Source organism: Curtobacterium sp. C2H10 (genome assembly GCF_025407985.1).
Classification (GTDB): Bacteria; Actinomycetota; Actinomycetes; order Actinomycetales; family Microbacteriaceae; genus Curtobacterium.
Map to the genome: position 1 here is coordinate 1 of NZ_JABXGF010000064.1, position 20,294 is coordinate 20,294.

The following is a 20,294-nucleotide window of genomic DNA, read 5'->3' on the forward strand; positions in this document are numbered from 1 at the left end:
GTGCCGGTCCCTGGGACCGGCACCGCGCCTCCTGTGCGTGCGTCTGCTGCTAGTTGCCGGCGTCCTGCGTCGCGTCGTCCGTCGGCGTGGCCGCGGGCGTCTCGACCGGGAGGGTGATCTCGCTGGTGGGCTCCGGCGAGGAGGTCGGCGCGAGCGTCGCGTACTCCTCCTGCTGGCTGGTCAGCACCGGGACGCTCGCCGAGACGCCCTCGGCGCCCGAGTACGAGAAGTAGACCTTGACCAGCGAGCCGGGCTTGGTGTCGGCGTCGTCGAAGACGACCTCCCGCGAGTCGCCGGCGGCCGTGCCCTGCGTGGTGCCGTCGCCCTCTTCCGTCGAGGCGGTGGCCTGCTCGGAGGGCTCCGCGGCGCCGCCGAGGTCGATGTGCGTGTTCGCCGGGACCGTGACGGTCTGGGTGTCCCCGCCGACCTCGATCGAGAGGGTGATGTCGTCCCGCTCGGCGTTGTTCACGATCGTGCCCACGAACCGGGCGCCGTCGGCGTCGTCCGCGATGAGGAGCGCGTTGCGGATGTCCACCTTGCCGGTCGACACGTTCACGCCGTCGGTGATCTGCTTGATCTCCGTCGTCTGTGCGGGCGACATGAACTCGCAGCCGGTGGCGCCGAGCGCGATGGTTGCCGCAACGGCGACGGACACGAGTACCCGAGCTCGCAAGAGATTCCTCCGGAAGATCACGATTGTGGACCGGACGGTCCGGCACCATCCTACCGATCAGCGGGGGTGCCAGTTGTTAGGCGCCCCTTACCCGAACAACGCTTGTGGTAAACTGGGTGTCTCGGAACGGAGCCTGATACATGCAATTCGAGGTCGGCGAGACCGTCGTCTACCCCCATCACGGGGCGGCAACCATCTCTGAAGTCAAGACGCGCGTCATCAAGGGTGAGGAAAAGGTCTACCTGAAGCTGCGGGTCACCCAGGGTGACCTCACGATCGAGGTCCCGGCGGACAACGTCGACCTGGTCGGAGTCCGTGACGTGATCGGCAAGGAAGGCCTCGACAAGGTGTTCGAGGTCCTGCGTGCCCCCTTCACCGAAGAGCCCACGAACTGGTCGCGTCGCTACAAGGCGAACCTCGAGAAGCTCGCTTCCGGTGACGTCATCAAGGTGTCCGAGGTCGTCCGCGACCTCTGGCGCCGCGACCAGGACCGCGGCCTGTCCGCGGGGGAGAAGCGGATGCTCGCCAAGGCGCGGCAGATCCTGATCTCCGAGCTGGCGCTGGCCGAGAAGACCGACGAGGACAAGGCATCGACCGTCCTCGACGAGGTCCTCGCCTCCTGAGCGCACCGAACCACTGAACACGTCCTCGACCGTTCTGTTCCCCCACGGGGTGGACAGGGCGGTCGTCGTCGTTGCGGCCGGTTCCGGCACGCGGCTCGGCATCGGGACGGCCAAGGCGTTCGTCCCCGTTGCCGGCACGCTGATGCTCGCGCGGGCGCTCGAGCCGCTGTTCGCCCTGCCGTCGCCGACGCTCGTCGTGGTGGTCGCGCCGGCGGCGCTCCTCGACGACTGCCGACAGGTGGTCGCGTCCGTCGCCGGGGCGGCGGTCGCGTACACGGCCGTCGTCCCCGGAGGCGCGGATCGCCATGCCTCGGTCGAGGCCGGCCTGGCCGTGCTGCCGGACTCCGTCACCGCGGTGCTGGTGCACGACGCGGCGCGCTGTCTGACGCCACCAGCCCAGTTCGAGCGGGTGTTCGATGCCGTCGCCGGTTCGCTGCACGACGGGGCGGGTGCCGGGTTCGTCCCCGCACTGCCCGTCACGGACACGATCAAGCGCGTCGACGGGGACGTCGTCGTCGAGACCGTCGACCGCGCAGCACTCGTCGGGGTGCAGACGCCGCAGGGCTTCCCGCTCGCCGCGCTCCGGCAGGCGTACGCCGTGTCGCAGCAGGCCGAGACCGACGACGCCGGGGTGTTCCAGGCAGCGGGCGGCACCGTGCGGTTCGTCCCCGGCGACGCCGACGCCTTCAAGATCACCACCCCGTGGGACCTCGGTCGTGCCGAGTCGATCGTGCGTGCCCGCGCCGCCACCCCCGTGGACACCCGGGTCGGCCTCGGGGTGGACGTGCACGCGTTCGACGCGGTATCCCCGTGCCGGGTCGGGCTGCTCGACTTCCCCGGTGAAGCGGGGCTCTCCGGCCACAGCGACGGCGACGCGGTCGCGCACGCGGTCTGCGACGCCCTGCTCTCGGCGGGCGGGCTCGGCGACATCGGCGGGACGTTCGGCACGTCGGACCCTGCCTACGCCGGGGCGGCGGGTGACGTCTTCGTCCGGGGTGCGGTCGCGATGCTGGCCGCCGCCGGTCTGGCGCCCGTGTCCGTCACCGTGCAGGTCATCGGGAACCGCCCGCGCATCGGCGCACGTCGGACCGAGATGCAGGACGCCCTCGGTGCCGTCGTCGGGGCCCCGGTCGCGGTCTCCGGCACGACGACGGACGGTCTCGGGTTCACCGGCCGCGGCGAGGGGCTCGCCGCGATCGCGACAGCCGTCGTCCGACCGGTCTGACGTCCTAGGCTGGACGCGTGACCGTTCGCCTCTACGACTCCCGCGCCGCTGCCGTCGTCGACCTCGTCCCGTTGGTCGACGGACAGGTGAGCATGTACGTGTGCGGTCCGACCGTGCAGTCGTCGCCGCACATCGGGCACCTCCGCTCCGCGCTCGTCTACGACATCTGGCGCCGCTGGCTCACCCACCGCGGCCTCCGGGTCACGCTCGTGCGGAACGTCACGGACATCGACGACAAGGTGCTCGACCTCGCGCACGGCACCGACGAGGCCTGGTTCGCCCGGGCGTACCGCGTCGAGCTCGAGTTCACGGCCGCGTACAACGCCCTCGGCATCCTGCCCCCGACGTACGAGCCCCGAGCCACCGCGAGTGTGCCGCAGATGCACGACATCATCACCAAGCTCATCGACCGCGGGCACGCCTACGCTGCGGCGGACGGCTCCGGCGACGTCTACTTCGACACCGGCAGCTGGGCGTCCTACGGGGCGCTCACCCGGCAGCGGCGCGAGGACATGGTCGAGGCCACCGACGCCGATCCCCGCGGCAAGCGCGACCCCCGTGACTTCGCGCTCTGGAAGGGCGCCAAGACCGGGGAGCCGTCGACGGCGAACTGGGACTCGCCCTGGGGCCCCGGCCGCCCGGGCTGGCACATCGAGTGCTCGGCGATGTCCCGGCGCTACCTCGGCCCGGCGTTCGACATCCACGGCGGCGGACTCGACCTGCGCTTCCCGCACCACGAGAACGAACTCGCGCAGTCCACGGCGGCCGGGGACCCGTTCGCCTCCTACTGGCTGCACAACGGCCTGGTCTCCGTCGACGGGCAGAAGATGTCGAAGTCGCTCGGCAACTCGATCTTCGCCGCGGACTTCCTCGGGTCCGCGCGTCCCGTGGTCGTCCGGTACTTCCTCGGCGCCGCGCACTACCGCTCGTCGATCGACCACCACGACGGCTCCCTGGCCGAAGCCGAGGCGGCGCTCGACCGGATCGAGGGCTTCCTGACCCGGGCCGCACCGCGGCTCGAGGGCGTCCGGCTGGCCGATGCCCCGGGGGTGCCCGAGGCCTTCGCCGCGGCGATGGACGACGACCTCTCGGTGCCCCAGGCCCTCGCCGTGCTGCACGAGACCGTCCGCTCCGGGAACGCCGCCCTCGACGCGGACGATGCGGAAGCGCTCGGAACCGCGTACCATCAGGTGGCTGCGATGGTGGAAGTGCTCGGCATCGATCCGCGAGCCGCCCACTGGTCGGGTGGTGGCCACGACGCATCGGCCGCACCGCTCGCAGCACTCGTCGAACGCCTCGTGCAGGAACGCGCCGACGCCAGGGCCGCACGCGACTTCGCCACGGCCGACCGCGTGCGCGACGACCTCGCATCCGCGGGCATCACGATCGAGGACACCGCAGCAGGTACACGCTGGAGCATCGCCTGACAACGGCAGTGCCGGACAGGAGAGAGCAATGAAGAACGTCTCGGGCAGCAAGAAGGGACGGCCGGGCGCCGTCCGGACCGGTCGCAAGGGCAACAAGCAGGTCGGCTCCGGCGGCCAGGGCGCGCAGGCGCTCGAGGGCCGCAAGCCCACGCCGAAGGCCGAGGACCGTCCGTACCACCCCGCCGGCAAGCGCAAGGCGGCGAAGGAGCGCTTCGAGGCCGCTCGCGGGCGCCACGGTGCGTCGAGCTCGCCGCAGCAGCGCACCGGTCGTCCGCCGCAGCGGAAGACCGACGACTCCGAGCTGGTCACCGGCCGCAACTCGGTGCTCGAGGCCCTGCGCACGAAGACCCCCTCGACGACGCTGTACATCGCCTCCCGCATCGAGGTCGACGACCGCGTCAAGGAGATCCTCGCGCTCGCCAACCACCGCGGCGTCCCGATCATGGAGATCATGCGTCCGGAGCTCGACCGCATCACGGGGCACGACAGCGTGCACCAGGGTGTCGCGCTCAAGGTCCCGGCGTACGAGTACGCCGTGGCCGAGGACGTCGTCGAGCGGGCGTTCGCCAAGGACGAGGTCCCGCTGCTCGTCGCCCTCGACGGCATCACCGACCCGCGCAACCTCGGTGCGATCATCCGCTCCACCGCGGCCTTCGGCGGCCACGGTGTCGTCGTCCCGCAGCGGCGTTCGGTCGGTGTGACCGCGTCCGCGTGGAAGACCTCCGCCGGTGCGGCCGCCCGGACCCCCGTCGCGATGGCCCCGAACCTCACGCAGACCCTCAAGTCGCTCAAGTCGATGGGCCTGTTCGTCCTCGGCCTGGACGGTGACGGCGACGTGGAGCTCGACGGCCTCGAGCTCGCCGACCGTCCGATCGTGATCGTCGTCGGTTCCGAGGGCAAGGGCCTCTCGCGCCTCGTCACCGAGACCTGCGACGCGATCGTCTCGATCCCGATCTCGAGCGCGACGGAGTCCCTGAACGCGGGCATCGCCGCGAGCGTCACTCTGTGGGAGGTCGCCCGGCGCCGTCGCGCCGAGTAGTCGCGCACTTCGTGAGCAGGAATGGTCGCCTCCCGGTTCGGGAGGCGACCATTTCTGCTCACCAAGTGAGGCGCGCGGGCGCGTGGGCGCGCGGGCGTGCCCGGGGCGCGCGCCGGGGCGACCCCGCGCCCGTCAGACCCCGGCTCGCCAGTCCTCGACGTCGTCGGGCGACGCCGGCACCGCGTCGTCGACGACCGGGATCGGCAGCGTCATCGACGACGTCGGCGGGTTGATCAGCAGACGCTCGTCGCGACGGTGCCGGAGCACGTCGTTGATGTACGCGGTCGTCGCCTCGGGGAGCGACACCGAGCGCTCCTCTTCCTGCGACATGAACCAGCGGTGCTCGAGCAGCTCGTGGAAGACCTCGGCCGGCTCGAGCCGCCCGCGCAGGTCTCGCGGGATCGACCGGATCACCGGCTCGAACACCCGCGACACCCACTCGTGCGCCACCATCTCCTCGTCGAGGAGGTCGCGGCCGTTGCGCGCCCGGTACGAGTCGAGGTCGTTGAGGAGCCGCCGCGCCTGGTTCTCGCCGGCGTCGATCCCGGTGAGGCGCAGGAGTCGTCGCTGGTGGTGTCCCGCGTCGACGACCTTCGGCTGGATGCGCACCTGCGACCCGCCCTCGGTCGTGTGGATCGAGAGCTCCTCGATGTCGAAGCCGAGCGCGTTGAGCCGTTCGACGCGGTCGTTGATGCGCCAGCGTTCCTTGACGTCGAACTGCTCGGTGCCGGTGAGTTCCTTCCAGAGCGTCCGGTACTGCGCGACGATCCGGTTCGAGACGTCCACGGCGTCGGCGTTCTCGTCGAGTCGACCGCCCGCCTCGAGGTCGAGGAGCTCGCCGGCGATGTTCACGCGCGCGACCTCGAGGTCGTTCTCACGCTGCCCGTTCGAGAGGCCGCCGGGGTAGAGCTTGCCGGTCTCGGCGTCCACCAGGTACGCCGCGAAGGCACCGGCGTCACGTCGGAACAGCGTGTTCGAGAGCGAGACGTCGCCCCAGTAGAAGCCGATGACGTGCAGCCGCACGAGCAGGAGCGCGAGGGCGTCGACCAGGCGGGTGGCCGTCTCGGGCCGCAGTGTCTGCGAGTACAGGGCACGGTACGGCAGCGAGAAGCGCAGGTGCCGGGTGACGAGCACGGGGTGCAGGGCCTCGCCGTCGGCGCTCACCCGGTTCGTGATCACCGCGACGGGGTCGACGCACGGTACGTCCATGCGCTGCAGGGTGCGGAGCATCTCGTACTCCGAGCGGGCGACCTCTTCGCCGGTCTCCTTCACGGCGACGACGTACCCGCCGAGCTGCACGAACCGCACGAGGTGCCGCGAGATGCCCTTCGGGAGAGCGACGATCGTCTCGTCCGGCCAGTCCGCCAGGGGGAGGTCCCACGGCAGGTCGAGGAGTCCGGGGTCGACGGTTGCGGCGGTGATGGACATCGAGTCGGGCACGGTTGGTTCCTCTGGTACGTGTGCGACGGACGGGAGGCGCGGTGCCAGCTGGCACCGCGCCTCCTGTGGGGACCTTCCAGCGTTACGCGCTGACGACGGCCTTGTCGTCGAGCCGCTCGCCCGACTCGGTGTCGAAGGCGTGCACGTGGCCCTGCTTCGGCGTGACGACGATCGTGTCACCGATCGACGGGTGCGAACGCCCGTCGACGCGGGCGACGATGTCGACGCGCGAACCCTTGACGTCGGCGTGACCGTACAGGTAGCCGTCGGCGCCGAGCTCCTCGACCACGTCGACCGTGACCGGCAGGCCCTCGCCCGACTGCGCCACGATGACGTCCTCGGGGCGGATGCCGACCGTGATGTTCCCGGAACGCGCGTTGGAGAGCGTGTCGCGGTCGATGGGGTGGTTGAGCGAACCGAACTTGATGCCGCCCTCGACCACGTCGGCCGGGAGGAGGTTCATCGCCGGCGAGCCGATGAAGCCCGCGACGAAGACGTTGTTCGGCTTCTCGTAGAGGTCGCGCGGCGAGCCGACCTGCTGCAGGATGCCGTCCTTGAGCACCGCGATGCGGTCACCCATGGTGAGCGCCTCGGTCTGGTCGTGCGTGACGTAGACCGTGGTGACGCCGAGACGACGCTGCAGTGAGGCGATCTGGGTGCGGGTCTGGACGCGGAGCTTGGCGTCGAGGTTCGACAGCGGCTCGTCCATGAGGAACACCTGCGGCTGACGGACGATCGCGCGGCCCATCGCGACGCGCTGACGCTGACCACCGGAGAGCGCCTTCGGCTTGCGGCCGAGGTACTGCTCGAGGTCGAGGAGCTTCGCGGCTTCCTGCACGCGGGTGGCGCGCTCGTCCTTGCCGACGCCGGCGATCTTGAGCGCGAAGCCCATGTTCTCGGCGACGGTCATGTGCGGGTACAGCGCGTAGTTCTGGAACACCATCGCGATGTCGCGGTCCTTCGGCGGGACGTCCGTGACGTCGCGGTCACCGATGCGGATCGAGCCGGAGTTGACCTCTTCGAGGCCGGCCAGCATGCGCAGGGACGTGGACTTGCCACAGCCCGAGGGGCCGACGAGGACGAGGAACTCGCCGTCGGCGACGTCCAGGTCGAGGGAGTCGACCGCGGGACGGTTGCCTCCGGGGTAGAGACGGGTTGCCTTGTCATAGGTGACGGACGCCATGAGCGTTCGGTCCTTCCTTCACCGGCAGGTACGTGCCGGACGATCCGAGTGAAGCGGTTGCCCGTGGGGGCCCCGGATGGTCGCCGTCGACCATCGAGGTTCATACAACACGATCTGCCCCGGGAACGCCAGTGCTCACACCGGGTTGGGTGGTTCCCATCGGCTCCCGGTACGATCGGCGGGTCCGTCCGGCCTGCCGGGGGAAGCCGTACGGACGACGACCAACGTGAGGACACTCGACGCATGACCAACCGCCCCGAGGGTGACGCCCGCGCCGCGCGGAACGAACGACGCGAAGCCGCACGACAGCGCGCCCAGCGTGCCCGCACCCAGCAGAAGCGCCGCCAGCGCGGACTCCGACTCGGCCTGCAGATCGGCATCGGCATCGTCCTGCTCGCCGCAGCGACCGTCGTGACACTCGTCCTCGTCGACTCCGTGCAGCCCGCGGGCCCGGGCCCGGCGAACACCTCGCAGGGCGGCATCACGATCGGGCAGGACCTCAAGGCGGTCACGGCGTCCTCGCAGTCGCCCGCGCCGACCTCGACGGACGCCGCCGGTTCGGTGCGCATCACGATGTACGTCGACTACCTCTGCCCGATCTGCGGCCAGTTCGAGGACGCGAACGGCGAGTACATCCAGAACCTCGTCGACTCCGGTGCGGCGACGGTGGACATCCACCCGATCGCGATCCTCTCGAACCGGTCGCAGGGCACGAAGTACTCGCTCCGTGCCGCGAACGCCGCCGCCTGCGTCGCGGACAGCTCGCCGGACCAGTTCTTCGCCGTCAACCAGGCGCTGTTCGCGAAGCAGCCGGAGGAGGGCACCGCCGGGTTGACCGACGCGCAGCTGACGAAGGTCGTCACGGGCGTGGACGGGCTGCAGAAGCGGTCGACGATCACGAAGTGCATCGAGGACCAGACATACAGCAAGTGGATCGACGAGCGGACCACCGCGGTGACCGGTGGTGACATCCCCGGGTCGACGCTCAAGGAGTTCCCCGGCACGCCCCTCGTGCTCGTGAACGGACAGCGCTACGAGCTCACGTCGCCGATCACGAACGACGACTTCCGGACCTTCGTGGTGACGGCTGCCGGTGCGAGCGACGCCACCCCGACGCCGACGCCGACGCCCACGCCGAGTGCCACCCCGACCCGGTCCGCGACGCCGAGCGCCTCGCCGTCGAACTGACCCGGGCTGCTGACCCGGACTACAGGGACGAACCCGGCACGCTGAAGGTGTCGCACGCCGTCGCGCCGCGCTGGTAGCCCCGCAGGAACCAGTTCTGGCGCTGCTCGCTCGACCCGTGGGTGAACGAGTCCGGGTCGACCCGACCGCTCGAGCGCTCCTGGATGCTGTCGTCGCCGACGGCGCTCGCGGCGGACAGTGCGTCCTCGATCTCGGCACGCGTGATCGGCTCGAAGAAGGTCTCGCCGTTCGCGTCCTTCGTGGTCGCGGCGTCGCCGACCCAGGCGCCCGCGTAGCAGTCCGCCTGCAGCTCGACGCGGACGCTGCCGGACGACGCACCGGTCCCGGAGCGGTCGGTGTTCGCGAAGGCACCCTGGAGCTGCTGGATGTGGTGGCCCCACTCGTGCGCGACGACGTACATCTGCGCGAGTGGCCCTCCGGAGGAGCCGTACTTCGACTGCAGGTCGTCGTAGAACGCGGTGTCGAGGTAGATCGCCCGGTCCGGCGGGCAGTAGAACGGGCCGGTCGCCGCCGACGCCTGGCCGCACGAGGTGCTCGTCGAGCCCTCGAACAGGATGAACCCCGGGGTCGTGTAGGCGATCCCGAGCTTCCGTGACTCGGACGTCCAGTACCCGTCGAGCGACTCGGCGGCGCCCTCCATCCGGCACTCGATCTTGAGGTTCGCGTCACGGCCCGTTCGGCACTCGGCTGCTGCGTCGATGGTCTCACCGCGCTGCTGGATCTCGGTCGTGCCGTTGCCGCCGTCGATGATGCCGGAGAGGTCGACGCCGGTGAACTGTGCGATGAGGAACACGACGATGGCGCCGACGCCCACCGCGCCGCCGCCGATCGCAGCGCCGCGCCCCCGCCGGGTGACCTTCCCGCCCTTGAGCTGCGAGTCGTCGTTGAACGTCATGCCCCGAATGTACGGGTGAGCGGTGCTCGGTGCCCGCATCGGCGGGAGGAGTAGACCGGACGGCATGCCCGTCCTCGACGAATCCCACCCCCTCTTCCTCTTCGCGATGGACCAGCGGTCCTCGCTCCTCGAGCACACCTACGACGAGTCCGGCGGGGAGCCGCGGGGCGACGCCGAGGCCGAGCGCGTGCGCGCCGGGAAGCAGCTCGTCTACCGCGGCGTCCTCACGGCGCTCGCGGCAGGTGCATCCCGCGAGCGGACCGGCGTCCTCGTCGACGAGCGCTACGGCTCCGACGTCGCCCGGCTCGTCAAGGAGGCCGGCCTCCAGCTCGCGATGCCGATCGAGCGGTCGGGCCGTGAGTGGTTCGAACTCGAGTACGGCGAGGACTGGATCGCGCACGTGGACGCCTTCGACCCGGACTGGGTGAAGGTGCTCGTGCGTGACAACCCCGACTTCGACGCGGAGCGCCGCGAGCGGCAGGCATCGGAGCTCGCCGAGGTCGCGGGCGTGCTGCACGTTGCCGGCCGGCCGTTCCTGGTCGAACTGCTCGTGCCAGCGACCGACGAGCAGCGGGCATCGGTCGAGGACTACGACCGCGACCTCCGACCGGACCTCGTCGTGCAGGTCATCGAGTACCTGCAGGACCACGGGGTCGAGGCGGACGTGTGGAAGCTCGAGGGCCTCGACGAGCGCGCGGACGCGGAACGGGTCGTCCGGACCGTGCGTCGCGGTGGCCGGGACGCGGTGCATTGCATCGTCCTCGGACGGGACGCCCCCGAGGAGCAGCTCGACCACTGGCTGCGCACCGCCGCCGGGGTGGACGGGTTCGTCGGGTTCGCCATCGGTCGCAGCAACTGGGAGGAACCGCTCGAGGACGTCGTCCGCGAACACCTCGACACCGAGGCCGCCGAGGGACTCATCGCGGCGAACTACCGCCACTTCGTCGACACCTGGCTCGAGGCCCGCCCGGGCATCGAGCACGGCGTGGACGCCGGCGCGGTCTGACCCCGGGTCCGAGCCCGGGTCTCAGGTGCGGACCAGCGGCTCCACGCCCGCCAGGTCCGCACCGATCCCGACGTCGACGAGCTCGATCCGCCCGGCGAGGCTCGCGCCCGGTCCGCGGAGCAGCCCGGCCTTCACCCCGCCGAACGTCACCGTGACGTCCGCCTGCAGCACGTGGTCGTCCGCGATCGCCCCGGTGTCGACGTCGATGCCGCTCGGCACGTCGACCGCCACGACGAACGGTGCGCGCTGGTCGCGTGCGAGCTGGCGGATCGCCGCGACGACCTCGCGCGCCGGCGAGCGGAGCGCGGACGCGCCGTGCACGCCGATGCCGAGGATCCCGTCGAGCACCAGGTCCGCCTCGAGCGCCGCGTCGGTCGCGACGGCGGCCAGACGCGCAGCGTCATCCCGGGAGGCCGCTGCGAGGAGGTCCGCGGCCGGACGGACCGACCCGGTGTCGGACGGGCGGTCCAGGAGGCGCGCCCCGGCGTCCAGCGCCGCTGCCAGGCCCGCCCCGTGGACGCGTGCGCCGACGCGCAGCACCGTCACGCGCCTCCCGCCCGCCGCCAGGCGTGCCCCCGCGAACAGCGCGTCACCACCGTTGTCGCCGCTGCCCACCAGCAGCAGGACCGATCCCGGTCCGTCAGCCGGACGCACGGCCGGGTCGTCGAGGAGTCCGCCGACGATCCGTGCCAGCCCGTCCGCCGCACGCTGCATGAGCGGTTCGCCCGCGTCGAGGTGCGGCCGCTCCGCCGCCCGGATCTGATCGCCGCCGTAGCCGTCCATGGCGACCACAGTGCCCCGGTAGCCTGGAGGGGACATGTCACTCGTCCCCGAAGCACCCCGTCCCCGCGTCGTGATGTCCCCGGACGGGCTGAAGATCGCGACCTACGACTTCGGCGACCCCGAGGCGCCGGCGGTCGTCGCCGTGCACGGGTTCGCCTCCGGCGCGCTGCTGAACTGGCACGCTTCGGGGTGGACGCGCGACCTCGTCCGCGCCGGGTACCGCGTCGTCGCGCTCGACCAGCGCGGGCACGGTGCCTCGTCGAAGCCGCACGACCCGTCCGCGTACTCGATGGAGCTCCTCGTCGCGGACGTCGTCAGCGTGATCGACACCTACCTGCTCGACGACGTCGCGTACCTCGGGTACTCGCTCGGCGCCCGCGTCGGCTGGCACACCGCCGAGCAGCTCCCCGACCGGATCACCCGTGCGGTGTTCGGCGGCATCCCCGACGCCGACCCGATGCGGCGCGTGCGGGTCGACCAGGCGAAGGCACACCTCGCCCACGGCACCCCGATCGAGGATCGCGTGACGAACGGCTACCTGACGATGGCCGCCGGCGTCGAGGGGAACGACCTCGGCGCGCTCGTGGCGATGGTCGAGGGGATGCGGGGCAGCATCGAGCCGACGCCGTCGAACGCGCCCGCGCAGCCCGTACTGATGGCCGCGGGCAGCGAGGACGGCATCAAGGACAGTGCCGTGCGGCTCGCGGCGGCGGCCCCGGACGCCTCGTTCTTCGAGATCCCGGGCCGGAACCACTTCAACGCACCGACGTCGCGCGACTTCCGCCAGGCCGCGATCACGTTCCTGACCGAGACCGCCGTGTCCGACCAGCGCTGACGGGTACTGCCAGGTCCTCGTTGTCCCCGGTGGTCGCGCGTACCGTCCCGGCCATGGACTACAGACTCCTCGGCAACAGCGGGACATCGGTGTCGACGCTGACCCTCGGCACCATGACCTTCGGCAGCGAAGCCGACGAACCCACCTCGCACACCATCATCGACACGTTCGTCGCCGCCGGCGGCACGCTCATCGACACGGCGGACGTCTACTCCGGCAACGAGTCCGAGCGCATCATCGGCCGCTGGCTCGCCGCGCACCCGACCGAGGCACAGCAGGTCGTCCTCGCCACGAAGGGGCGCTTCCCGCAGGGCGACGGGCCGAACGACCTCGGGCTGTCCCGTCGGCACCTCCGGGTCGCCCTCGACGCCTCGCTCGAGCGTCTCGGTGTCGAACACATCGACCTGTACCAGATGCACGCGTGGGACGCCCTCACCCCGATCGAGGAGACCCTGCGCTTCCTCGACGACGCCGTGTCCGCGGGCAAGATCGGCTCCTACGGGTTCTCGAACTACCTCGGGTACCAGATCACGAAGGCCGTGTACGAGGCGAAGGGCCACGGGTGGGCCCCGCCCGTGACGCTGCAGCCGCAGTACAACCTGCTCGTCCGCGACATCGAGCACGAGATCGTCCCCGCCTGCCTCGACGCCGGCATCGGCCTGCTGCCCTGGTCGCCCCTCGCCGGCGGCTGGCTCTCCGGCAAGTACCAGCGCGACGAGGCCCCCAGCGGCGCGACCCGGCTCGGCGAGAACCCGGCGCGCGGGATGGAGGCGTGGGAGGCGCGGAACGGCGACGAGCGCACCTGGGCCGTCCTCGACGCGGTGTCGGACATCGCCGAGGCGCACGGTGCCTCGCGGTCGCAGGTCTCCCTGGCCTGGCTCCTCGCCCGACCGGCCGTGACGAGCGTCATCCTCGGTGCCCGGACGGTCTCGCAGCTCGAGGACAACCTCGGTGCCGCCGACCTCGTCCTCGACGACGCCGAGCTCGCACGGCTCACCGAGGTCAGCGCGCCGCGCATCGACGACTACCCCTACGGCACCGCGGGTGTCGCGCAGCGCGAGCGGAAGATCACCGGGGGTCGCTGAGCGTTCGCTGTCCGACGGGTGCGGCTTTCCGCGAGCTTGACCAGGGATGTGGACACCGTGTTCGGTGCGGTGTCACCATCACTGCACGACCGGCTGGTTACCGCGTCGAGCGCTCGGAACGCCCCCTGATCCGTGTTCCTCGCGCCGAAGGCCCCGGGTGTTCCCACCCGGGGCCTTCGCATGTGGGGCCGGCAGCGGGACTCGAACCCGCAACCCCCGTATTACAAGTACGGTGCGCTACCAATTGCGCCATGCCGGCTGACGCGCCCATCCTAGCGGCGGACGCGCCGGGGCCTCACTCGCTCTTCTCGGAGAAGTTCAGCGAGATCGAGTTCATGCAGTAGCGGTCACCCGTCGGCGTGCCGAACCCGTCGGGGAACACGTGGCCGAGGTGCGAGCCGCAGTTCGCGCAGCGGACCTCGGTGCGTGCCATGCCGAGGGAGTTGTCCTCGAGCAGCTGCACTGCGTCGGGATCGACCGACTCGTAGAACGACGGCCAGCCGCAGCCGGAGTCGAACTTCGTGCCGCTCTTGAACAGCTCCGCGCCGCACGCCGCACAGGTGTAGACACCGGCGCGCTCCTCGTCGAGGAGATCACCCGTCCACGGGCGCTCCGTGCCGGCCTGCCGGAGGACGGCGTACTGGTCCGGGGAGAGCTCCTCGCGCCACTGGGCGTCGGACTTGTCGACGTTGTATGCCATTGTTTCCTCCTGCTCCTGTCGCCGTTGCTGGACGACCACTTCGGTAAACTCGCGACGATGTCCGAACATTCCGTGCACCACGCCCGTTGGGACCGTCTGACGACGGACGAACTGTACGGCATCGTGGTGCTCCGGAACCGCGTGTTCGCACTGGAACAACGCGTCACGGCCGAGGACTTCGACGGCCGTGACCGTGAACCGGACACCGAGCACTGGTGGTTCGGCACCGACGACCGAGCGGTTGGGTACCTGCGGCTCATCCGACCCGCACCGGACGAGGCCCACCCGGACGGTTCGGCAGCACCCGCCTGGGTGATCGGCCGGGTCGCCACCGACCCCGGACACCGCGGGAGCGGGATCGCCGGTCGCCTCGTGGCCGCGGTGCTCGGTGCGCACGGGCACGAGCCGTTCGTCCTGCACGCCCAGGAGTACGTCGCCGGACTCTACGAGCGCCACGGCTTCGTCCGCTTCGGAGCGCCCTACGACGAGGCCGGCATCCGTCACGTCGGCATGCACCGTCCCGGTCGCTGATGGACACGCGGGAGCGGTACGCCGCCTACGCGGAGCGCATCGCGGGCGTCTCGCCGTCCTACGCCGCGTGGGCGCGGTCGCTGGACGACGGGGCGGTGTCTTTGCTCGACGAGGTCCCGGAATCGAAGCGGCAGCCGGAACTCCTCTTCGCGGTCGCCCGTCGCCTGGGCGCCGATCCGGCGGACCCCGGTGCGCTGCGCGCGCTCGTCCAGGAGGCGCGACCCGCCCTGGTCGCCGCCCTCGCCTCCGCCACGGTGCAGGCCAACGACCCCAGACGCCTCGCCCCGGTGGTCCCGCTGTTCGCGGCGCTCGCCGCGCGGGTCGGGCGGCCGCTCGGTCTCGTCGACGCGGGGGCAGCGGCGGGGCTGTGCTCGATCCCGGACCGGGTGACGCTCGACTACGTCGTCGGGGCGCGGTCCGAGGTCGTCCGCATGCACACGGCCTCCGTCGAGCCCGGCGTGCACCTCGTCGCGGCGGCCAGCGGCGCGGTGCCGGCACCGGCACCGGAACCGATCGAGGTCCGGGCGCGGGTGGCCCTCGACCCGAACCCGATCGACCTCGCCGGGCCCGGGGCGTTCGACCGGCTCGTCGAGGCCGTCCCGCCCGAGGCGACGGACCGCACCGCCCTGATGCGCGAGGCTGCGCGTGCGACGCTCGCCGCGCCTCCCGTCCGCATCCGGGGCACCCTGCCTGGTGACCTCGACCGCGCACTGGAGGCCCTGCCGGACGACGTCGTGCCCGTCGTCCTGACCACCGGGACCCTCGTGTACGTCCCCGGCGCGGACCGCCAGCGGTTCGTCGACCGGGTGCGCGAGCGGGGCGTGCACTGGATCGCGCTGGAACGCACGGGGATCCTCAGCGGGGTCGCCGCGACCCTGCCGGACGACGTCGACCCCGCTGATCCGGAGGCGTTCGCGACCGCATCGCTCGACGGTGTGGCCCTGGCCGTCTCGGACCCGTTCGGGGTCCGCGTCCGGTGGTTGGCCGATCCGAACCTGTGACCGGTCTTCGCGACAGTCCAGCGGCGTGCCAGGGTGCGGATGACCTCCACCCCTACGATGTGCGAGACCCGTTCCCCCACCGTGATCGGAACCGCAGTGACCGCCACACCCGTCGAGCTCGACGAGCTCGCCAAGCACGTGCTCGCGTTCGAGCACGACCGGGCACGGCACGACCGCACGAAGGAAGCGGAGATCCGGGTCGAGTTCGACATGTCGCCCGCTCGGTACTACCAGGTGCTGAACCGTGTGATCGACTCGCCCGCGGCGCTCGCGTACGACCCGCAGCTGGTCTCCCGGCTGCAGCGGCTCCGGTACGCGCGCACCAGTGCCCGGGCGGCGCGCAGCTTCGTCGCGCCCGGTGCAGCTCCCGAAGGACGTGAAGAGGAACGATGACGACGAGATACCCCCGAGACCGGTTCGACGACGTCGCCGACGGCCCCCGGGTCGGGGCGCACCGCGGTGCGCAGCGGCGTGGGCGCGGGTGGATCGCGTTCGCGTGGGCGGCGCTCGCCACCGGTGTCATCGTGGGGGTCTGCGTCGTCGCGCTCGCGCTCCTGAACGGCAGCTACTCGTTCACCGGCTCGGCATCGCCGTCGGCTTCGGCCTCGGCGTCGGCGTCCGCATCGGCGGCGCCGTCGTCGTCCGCGTCCTCGTCGGCGTCGCAGGCACCGGCCGCGGGGACCCCGGCCGACCAGGGTGCGACGACGCTCGTCGTGCTGAACGGCACGTCGACGACCGGCCTCGCGGCGAAGGGCAGCGCGGCGCTGACCTCGGCCGGGTGGAAGGTGACGTCGACGGGGGACGCCGGCACGACCGGGGCGACCTCGACGATCGTGTACTACCAGCAGGCCGCCCAGGCCGCCGTCGCGCAGGGCATCGCGAAGTCGCTGGGCACGACCGCGGTGCAGCAGTCGGCGGCGTTCCCGAACGCCGACATCAGCGTCGTGCTCGGCGCGGACTACGCCGGCTGATCGTTCCCGGCGCATTCCTGGTCGCGTTCTCCGGTTGGTGATGCGTGCATTTGTGACGGCCGTGTTTCGAGCACGTTGATTCTTGTCGGAATCGACGTGAAACAACGTCACACCTCTTGCCCTGTCGGCATTGTTCGGTAAGAGTCTCCCCAAGACGGCGACTACGCCGTCCGCACCAGCACCACCGCAGGGAGCAAGAGATCATGGCCAACGGAACCGTGAAGTGGTTCAACGCCGAGAAGGGCTTCGGCTTCATCACCGTCGATGGAGGGGGCCAGGACGTGTTCGTGCACTACTCGGCAATCGACATGTCGGGGTACAAGGTCCTCGAGGAGGGCCAGGCAGTGACGTTCGACGTCGGCACCGGGTCGAAGGGGCCGCAGGCCGAATCGGTCCGTCCCGCCTGACCCGGCAACCACCTCGCGAACGCGCCGTCCCGTCCGGGGCGGCGCGTTCGTCCGTGTGCGGCGACCGGCGTTCGTCGCTTCGGTCCCTCGTGTCGGTGCGTTCGTCGCTCGTGTCGGTGCGTGTCCTGGGAACTCGACCCGCGCCTCCTGGCGGTGTTGCACTCGACCCCTGCGAGTGCCAGAATCGGCGTTGGCACTCGCTCACGCTGAGTGCCAGCACGACCCCCATGACGACGTCCGGGAGGGACGAGAAACTCACATGGCTAAGATCATTGCTTTCGACGAGGAGGCCCGCCGTGGCCTCGAGCGCGGCCTGAACATCCTGGCTGACGCCGTGAAGGTGACGCTCGGCCCGCGCGGCCGCAACGTCGTCCTCGAGAAGAAGTGGGGCGCCCCCACGATCACGAACGACGGTGTCTCCATCGCCAAGGAGATCGAGCTCGACGACCCGTACGAGAAGATCGGTGCGGAGCTCGTCAAGGAGGTCGCCAAGAAGACCGACGACGTCGCCGGTGACGGGACGACCACCGCGACCGTCCTCGCCCAGGCCCTCGTCCGCGAAGGCCTCCGCAACGTCGCCGCCGGTGCCGACCCCGTGTCGCTCAAGCGCGGCATCGAGAAGGCCGTCGCCGCCGTCTCCGACCAGCTCCTCGCCAACGCGAAGGACATCGAGACCAAGGACCAGATCGCCGCGACCGCGTCGATCTCGGCCGCTGACCCGACCATCGGCGCGCTCATCGCCGAGGCCATCGACAAGGTCGGCAAGGAAGGTGTCGTCACCGTCGAGGAGTCGAACACCTTCGGCACCGAGCTCGAGCTCACCGAGGGCATGCGCTTCGACAAGGGCTACCTGTCGCAGTACTTCGTGACCGACCCCGAGCGTCAGGAAGCCGTCTTCGAGGACGCCTACATCCTGATCGTCAACTCGAAGATCTCGAACATCAAGGACCTCCTGCCGGTCGTCGACAAGGTGATCCAGGCGGGCAAGCAGCTCCTGATCATCGCCGAGGACGTCGACGGCGAGGCCCTGGCCACGCTCGTCGTGAACAAGATCCGCGGCATCTTCAAGTCCGTCGCCGTCAAGGCCCCGGGCTTCGGCGACCGTCGCAAGGCCATGCTGCAGGACATCGCGATCCTCACCGGCGGCCAGGTCATCTCGGAAGAGGTCGGCCTCAAGCTCGAGAACGCCACGCTCGACCTGCTCGGCAAGGCCCGCAAGGTCATCATCACCAAGGACGAGACGACCATCGTCGAGGGTGCCGGAGACGAGGAGCAGATCGCGGGCCGTGTCCGTCAGATCCGCTCCGAGATCGAGGCGACCGACTCCGACTACGACCGCGAGAAGCTCCAGGAGCGCCTCGCGAAGCTCGCCGGTGGCGTGGCCGTCATCAAGGCCGGTGCCGCGACCGAGGTCGAGCTCAAGGAGCGCAAGCACCGCATCGAGGACGCCGTCCGCAACGCGAAGGCCGCTGTCGAAGAGGGCATCGTCGCCGGTGGTGGCGTCGCCCTCATCCAGGCGTCCGTCGTGCTCGACACCCTCGAGCTCGAGGGCGACGAGGCGACCGGTGCGAACATCGTCCGCGTCGCGATCGACGCGCCGCTCAAGCAGATCGCGCTGAACGCCGGTCTCGAGCCGGGTGTCGTCGCCGCCAAGGTCCGCGAGCTCGAGTCGGGTCACGGCCTCAACGCCGCGACCGGTGAGTACGTCGACCTCGTCGCCGCGGGCATCATCGACCCGGCCAAGGTCACGCGCTCGGCGCTGCAGAACGCTGCGTCGATCGCCGGTCTGTTCCTCACGACCGAGGCCGTCGTCGCCGACAAGCCCGAGCGCACCCCTGCTGCTCCGGCCGGCGACCCGACGGGTGGCATGGACTTCTAAGCAGTCCTGACGGAAGGGCCTCGCACGCTGCGCGTGCGGGGCCCTTCCGCGTGCGGGGGGTGCGGCGGCGGGCGGGGCGCCGAGGTCGCACGAACTGCCGCTCGAGAGCGCGACGGGCGGCAGTTCGTGCGACCTCACCGTCCCGCCCACGGCGTGTTGTGCGACCAGCGCACACCGCACAGGAGGCGCGGGTCGTCACGTTCTCCACAGTTCGGCTCGAAGGATGGTCGCGGCTCGCACCGCACCGCCACACTCTCGCCATGCCTCGGCCGTCTCCGCTCCCCGACGAACTCGATCCGAACGGCTTCCGGGTCTGCGACGCGCTCGCGGCCGGGGTCGATCCGGGTCGACTCCGCCGGCGGGACCTCGCCCGCCCGGTGCACGGCGTCCGGTCGGCAGATGCATTGATGTCGCCCGTCGCCGCGCTCGCACTCGTGATGCGCCCAGATCAACACTTCAGTCACACGACCGCTGTCGAGCTCTGGGGTGCTCCGCTCCCGCGCCAGTTCGAGGGCAGCCTGCACGTCACGACGATCGGCGCCGGCCCGCTCATGCGTCGGCCCGGTGTCGTCGGACACCGACGTCGATCCGCGGCGGCCGTAGTGATGTGGGACGGTCTGCGCGTCAGCGGGCCGGAACATGCGTGGCGCGAGTGCGCTGGGCTGCTGAGCGTTCGACAGCTCGTGGCGGTCGGGGACTTCCTCGTCGGACGGCCGGACCGGACGACGGTCGACGCCCTGGCCGCCACGATCCTTCCCGGGCAGCGCTCCGGCGCCGTTGCGCGTGCGGCCGTCGAGCTCATCCGCATCGGGGCTGAGTCAGCGATGGAGACGTGGCTGCGTCTTGCGGTCGTGGACGCGGGATTCCCTGAACCGGAACTTCAGATCGAGGTGTTCGACCGTGCAGGGCGGTTCCTGGCGCGGGTGGACATGGGCTGGCCGGAGCTCCGGATCGCACTGGAGTACGACGGGGACCACCACCGCGAGCGTGCGACGTTCGAGCACGATCAGCGCCGGGACAACTCCATGACCGTGGAGGGATGGCTCGTCCTCCACGCGAATCGAGGAGACGTCGACCGTCCTGCGGTCCTCTTCGAGCGGCTTCGTCAGGCGTTCGTCGCGCGATCGTCGGCTCGACCACGGGCATGACCTGGTCGAGGTCGCGCGACATGCCGCAGGTGAGGTGCCCGGGTCGCACGAACTGCCGCCCGGCCCGTGGGTGGGCGGCAGGTATTGCGACCTCGGCGTGTGCTGGCGGGTTCGTCGCGAGGTCGCGCGACCTGCCGCGCGTGGGGCGTCCGGGTCGCACGAATTGCCGCCGAGCGCGTGGGTGGGCGGCAGGTATTGCGACCTCGGGCCAGCGGGCGGGCGTGCGGGGGCCCGGGG

General features: G+C 70.9%; 21 protein-coding genes and 1 tRNA gene. 15 read left to right on the forward strand and 7 right to left on the reverse strand.

Translation table 11 applies throughout. From position 1 onward, the window contains the following. Positions 1-49 precede the first annotated feature (49 nt). Positions 50-655 carry a hypothetical protein gene (locus HWD93_RS16485; RefSeq protein ID WP_071295879.1) on the reverse strand — a complete coding sequence of 202 codons (606 nt, stop codon included), beginning with the start codon at positions 653-655 and terminating at the stop codon, positions 50-52. A 158-nt stretch (positions 656-813) separates the two neighbouring features. Here HWD93_RS16485 and HWD93_RS16490 point away from each other — a divergent pair, with 158 nt between their 5' ends. Genes HWD93_RS16490 through rlmB form a run of 4 tightly spaced genes read left to right on the forward strand, consistent with a single transcriptional unit; the run spans position 814 to position 4,987 of the window. Continuing rightward, positions 814-1,296: a CarD family transcriptional regulator gene (locus HWD93_RS16490; RefSeq protein ID WP_017888066.1), complete on the forward strand. Its 483-nt coding sequence runs from the start codon at positions 814-816 to the stop codon at positions 1,294-1,296. Positions 1,297-1,345: 49 nt separating this feature from the next. Continuing rightward, complete coding sequence (gene ispD / locus HWD93_RS16495; protein ID WP_261647403.1) at positions 1,346-2,521, forward strand: 2-C-methyl-D-erythritol 4-phosphate cytidylyltransferase; 1,176 nt, start codon at positions 1,346-1,348, stop codon at positions 2,519-2,521. Positions 2,522-2,538: 17 nt separating this feature from the next. Then, the gene (gene cysS, locus HWD93_RS16500; RefSeq protein ID WP_261647404.1) at positions 2,539-3,948 is read left to right on the forward strand and encodes a cysteine--tRNA ligase; all 1,410 of its coding nucleotides are present in this window, start codon (positions 2,539-2,541) and stop codon (positions 3,946-3,948) included. A 28-nt stretch (positions 3,949-3,976) separates the two neighbouring features. Next, entirely contained in the window at positions 3,977-4,987 is a 1,011-nt protein-coding gene (gene rlmB, locus HWD93_RS16505) for a 23S rRNA (guanosine(2251)-2'-O)-methyltransferase RlmB (protein ID WP_070417805.1), read from the forward strand. 132 nt (positions 4,988-5,119) lie between these two features. Here the strand turns inward: rlmB and HWD93_RS16510 are convergent, their stop codons facing one another. Together HWD93_RS16510 and HWD93_RS16515 are read right to left on the reverse strand one after the other, a co-directional pair. Continuing rightward, on the reverse strand, positions 5,120-6,427 hold the full coding sequence (locus HWD93_RS16510) for a DUF4032 domain-containing protein (RefSeq protein WP_092385133.1): 1,308 nt from the start codon (positions 6,425-6,427) through the stop codon (positions 5,120-5,122). 82 nt (positions 6,428-6,509) lie between these two features. Beyond that, a complete protein-coding gene (locus HWD93_RS16515; protein ID WP_070417806.1) occupies positions 6,510-7,610 on the reverse strand; it encodes an ABC transporter ATP-binding protein in 1,101 nt (366 codons plus the stop codon). Between the two features lie 243 nt (positions 7,611-7,853). Here HWD93_RS16515 and HWD93_RS16520 point away from each other — a divergent pair, with 243 nt between their 5' ends. Next, positions 7,854-8,798, forward strand: a complete 945-nt coding sequence (locus HWD93_RS16520; RefSeq protein WP_261647405.1) for a thioredoxin domain-containing protein — start codon at positions 7,854-7,856, stop codon at positions 8,796-8,798. A 19-nt stretch (positions 8,799-8,817) separates the two neighbouring features. Here HWD93_RS16520 and HWD93_RS16525 read toward each other — a convergent pair whose 3' ends face one another. After that, entirely contained in the window at positions 8,818-9,711 is an 894-nt protein-coding gene (locus tag HWD93_RS16525; protein ID WP_261647406.1) for a neutral zinc metallopeptidase, read from the reverse strand. Between the two features lie 64 nt (positions 9,712-9,775). Between HWD93_RS16525 and HWD93_RS16530 the strand changes: the two genes are divergently transcribed. Further along, entirely contained in the window at positions 9,776-10,717 is a 942-nt protein-coding gene (locus HWD93_RS16530) for a 2-deoxy-5-keto-D-gluconate 6-phosphate aldolase domain-containing protein (RefSeq protein ID WP_261647407.1), read from the forward strand. A gap of 21 nt (positions 10,718-10,738) precedes the next feature. Here the strand turns inward: HWD93_RS16530 and HWD93_RS16535 are convergent, their stop codons facing one another. Beyond that, a complete protein-coding gene (locus HWD93_RS16535) occupies positions 10,739-11,536 on the reverse strand; it encodes an NAD(P)H-hydrate epimerase (RefSeq protein ID WP_261647408.1) in 798 nt (265 codons plus the stop codon). On the opposite strand from HWD93_RS16535, the gene HWD93_RS16540 reads away from it, so the two are divergent. Continuing rightward, a complete protein-coding gene (locus HWD93_RS16540) occupies positions 11,535-12,335 on the forward strand; it encodes an alpha/beta fold hydrolase (RefSeq protein ID WP_261647409.1) in 801 nt (266 codons plus the stop codon). The two genes, HWD93_RS16535 and HWD93_RS16540, sit on opposite strands and share 2 nt — an antisense overlap. Positions 12,336-12,388: 53 nt before the next feature. Continuing rightward, positions 12,389-13,420 (forward strand): aldo/keto reductase, encoded by a 1,032-nt coding sequence (locus HWD93_RS16545; protein ID WP_261647410.1) that lies wholly within the window; start codon positions 12,389-12,391, stop codon positions 13,418-13,420. A 183-nt stretch (positions 13,421-13,603) separates the two neighbouring features. Here the strand turns inward: HWD93_RS16545 and HWD93_RS16550 are convergent. Together HWD93_RS16550 and msrB are read right to left on the reverse strand one after the other, a co-directional pair. Beyond that, positions 13,604-13,679, reverse strand: a tRNA-Thr gene (locus HWD93_RS16550). A 36-nt stretch (positions 13,680-13,715) separates the two neighbouring features. Beyond that, positions 13,716-14,120 carry a peptide-methionine (R)-S-oxide reductase MsrB gene (gene msrB / locus HWD93_RS16555; protein WP_070417813.1) on the reverse strand — a complete coding sequence of 135 codons (405 nt, stop codon included), beginning with the start codon at positions 14,118-14,120 and terminating at the stop codon, positions 13,716-13,718. A gap of 57 nt (positions 14,121-14,177) precedes the next feature. Here msrB and HWD93_RS16560 point away from each other — a divergent pair, with 57 nt between their 5' ends. The 7 genes from HWD93_RS16560 (at position 14,178) to HWD93_RS16590 (ending at position 20,057) form a co-directional block, all read left to right on the forward strand. After that, positions 14,178-14,651 carry a GNAT family N-acetyltransferase gene (locus HWD93_RS16560; RefSeq protein ID WP_261647411.1) on the forward strand — a complete coding sequence of 158 codons (474 nt, stop codon included), beginning with the start codon at positions 14,178-14,180 and terminating at the stop codon, positions 14,649-14,651. Continuing rightward, on the forward strand, positions 14,651-15,652 hold the full coding sequence (locus tag HWD93_RS16565; protein WP_261647412.1) for a DUF2332 domain-containing protein: 1,002 nt from the start codon (positions 14,651-14,653) through the stop codon (positions 15,650-15,652). The genes HWD93_RS16560 and HWD93_RS16565 overlap by 1 nt, the downstream gene beginning before the upstream one ends. Before the next feature lie 96 nt (positions 15,653-15,748). Next, positions 15,749-16,045 carry a DUF3263 domain-containing protein gene (locus HWD93_RS16570; protein ID WP_229085283.1) on the forward strand — a complete coding sequence of 99 codons (297 nt, stop codon included), beginning with the start codon at positions 15,749-15,751 and terminating at the stop codon, positions 16,043-16,045. Beyond that, complete coding sequence (locus HWD93_RS16575) at positions 16,042-16,623, forward strand: LytR C-terminal domain-containing protein (RefSeq protein ID WP_070417817.1); 582 nt, start codon at positions 16,042-16,044, stop codon at positions 16,621-16,623. Before HWD93_RS16570 ends, HWD93_RS16575 begins: the two co-directional genes overlap by 4 nt. A gap of 203 nt (positions 16,624-16,826) precedes the next feature. Continuing rightward, positions 16,827-17,030, forward strand: coding sequence for a cold-shock protein (locus HWD93_RS16580; RefSeq protein ID WP_022903461.1), 204 nt, complete (start codon positions 16,827-16,829; stop codon positions 17,028-17,030). Positions 17,031-17,289: 259 nt separating this feature from the next. After that, on the forward strand, positions 17,290-18,909 hold the full coding sequence (gene groL / locus HWD93_RS16585; protein ID WP_070417818.1) for a chaperonin GroEL: 1,620 nt from the start codon (positions 17,290-17,292) through the stop codon (positions 18,907-18,909). Between the two features lie 260 nt (positions 18,910-19,169). Continuing rightward, positions 19,170-20,057, forward strand: coding sequence for an endonuclease domain-containing protein (locus HWD93_RS16590; RefSeq protein ID WP_261647413.1), 888 nt, complete (start codon positions 19,170-19,172; stop codon positions 20,055-20,057). Positions 20,058-20,294 lie beyond the last annotated feature (237 nt).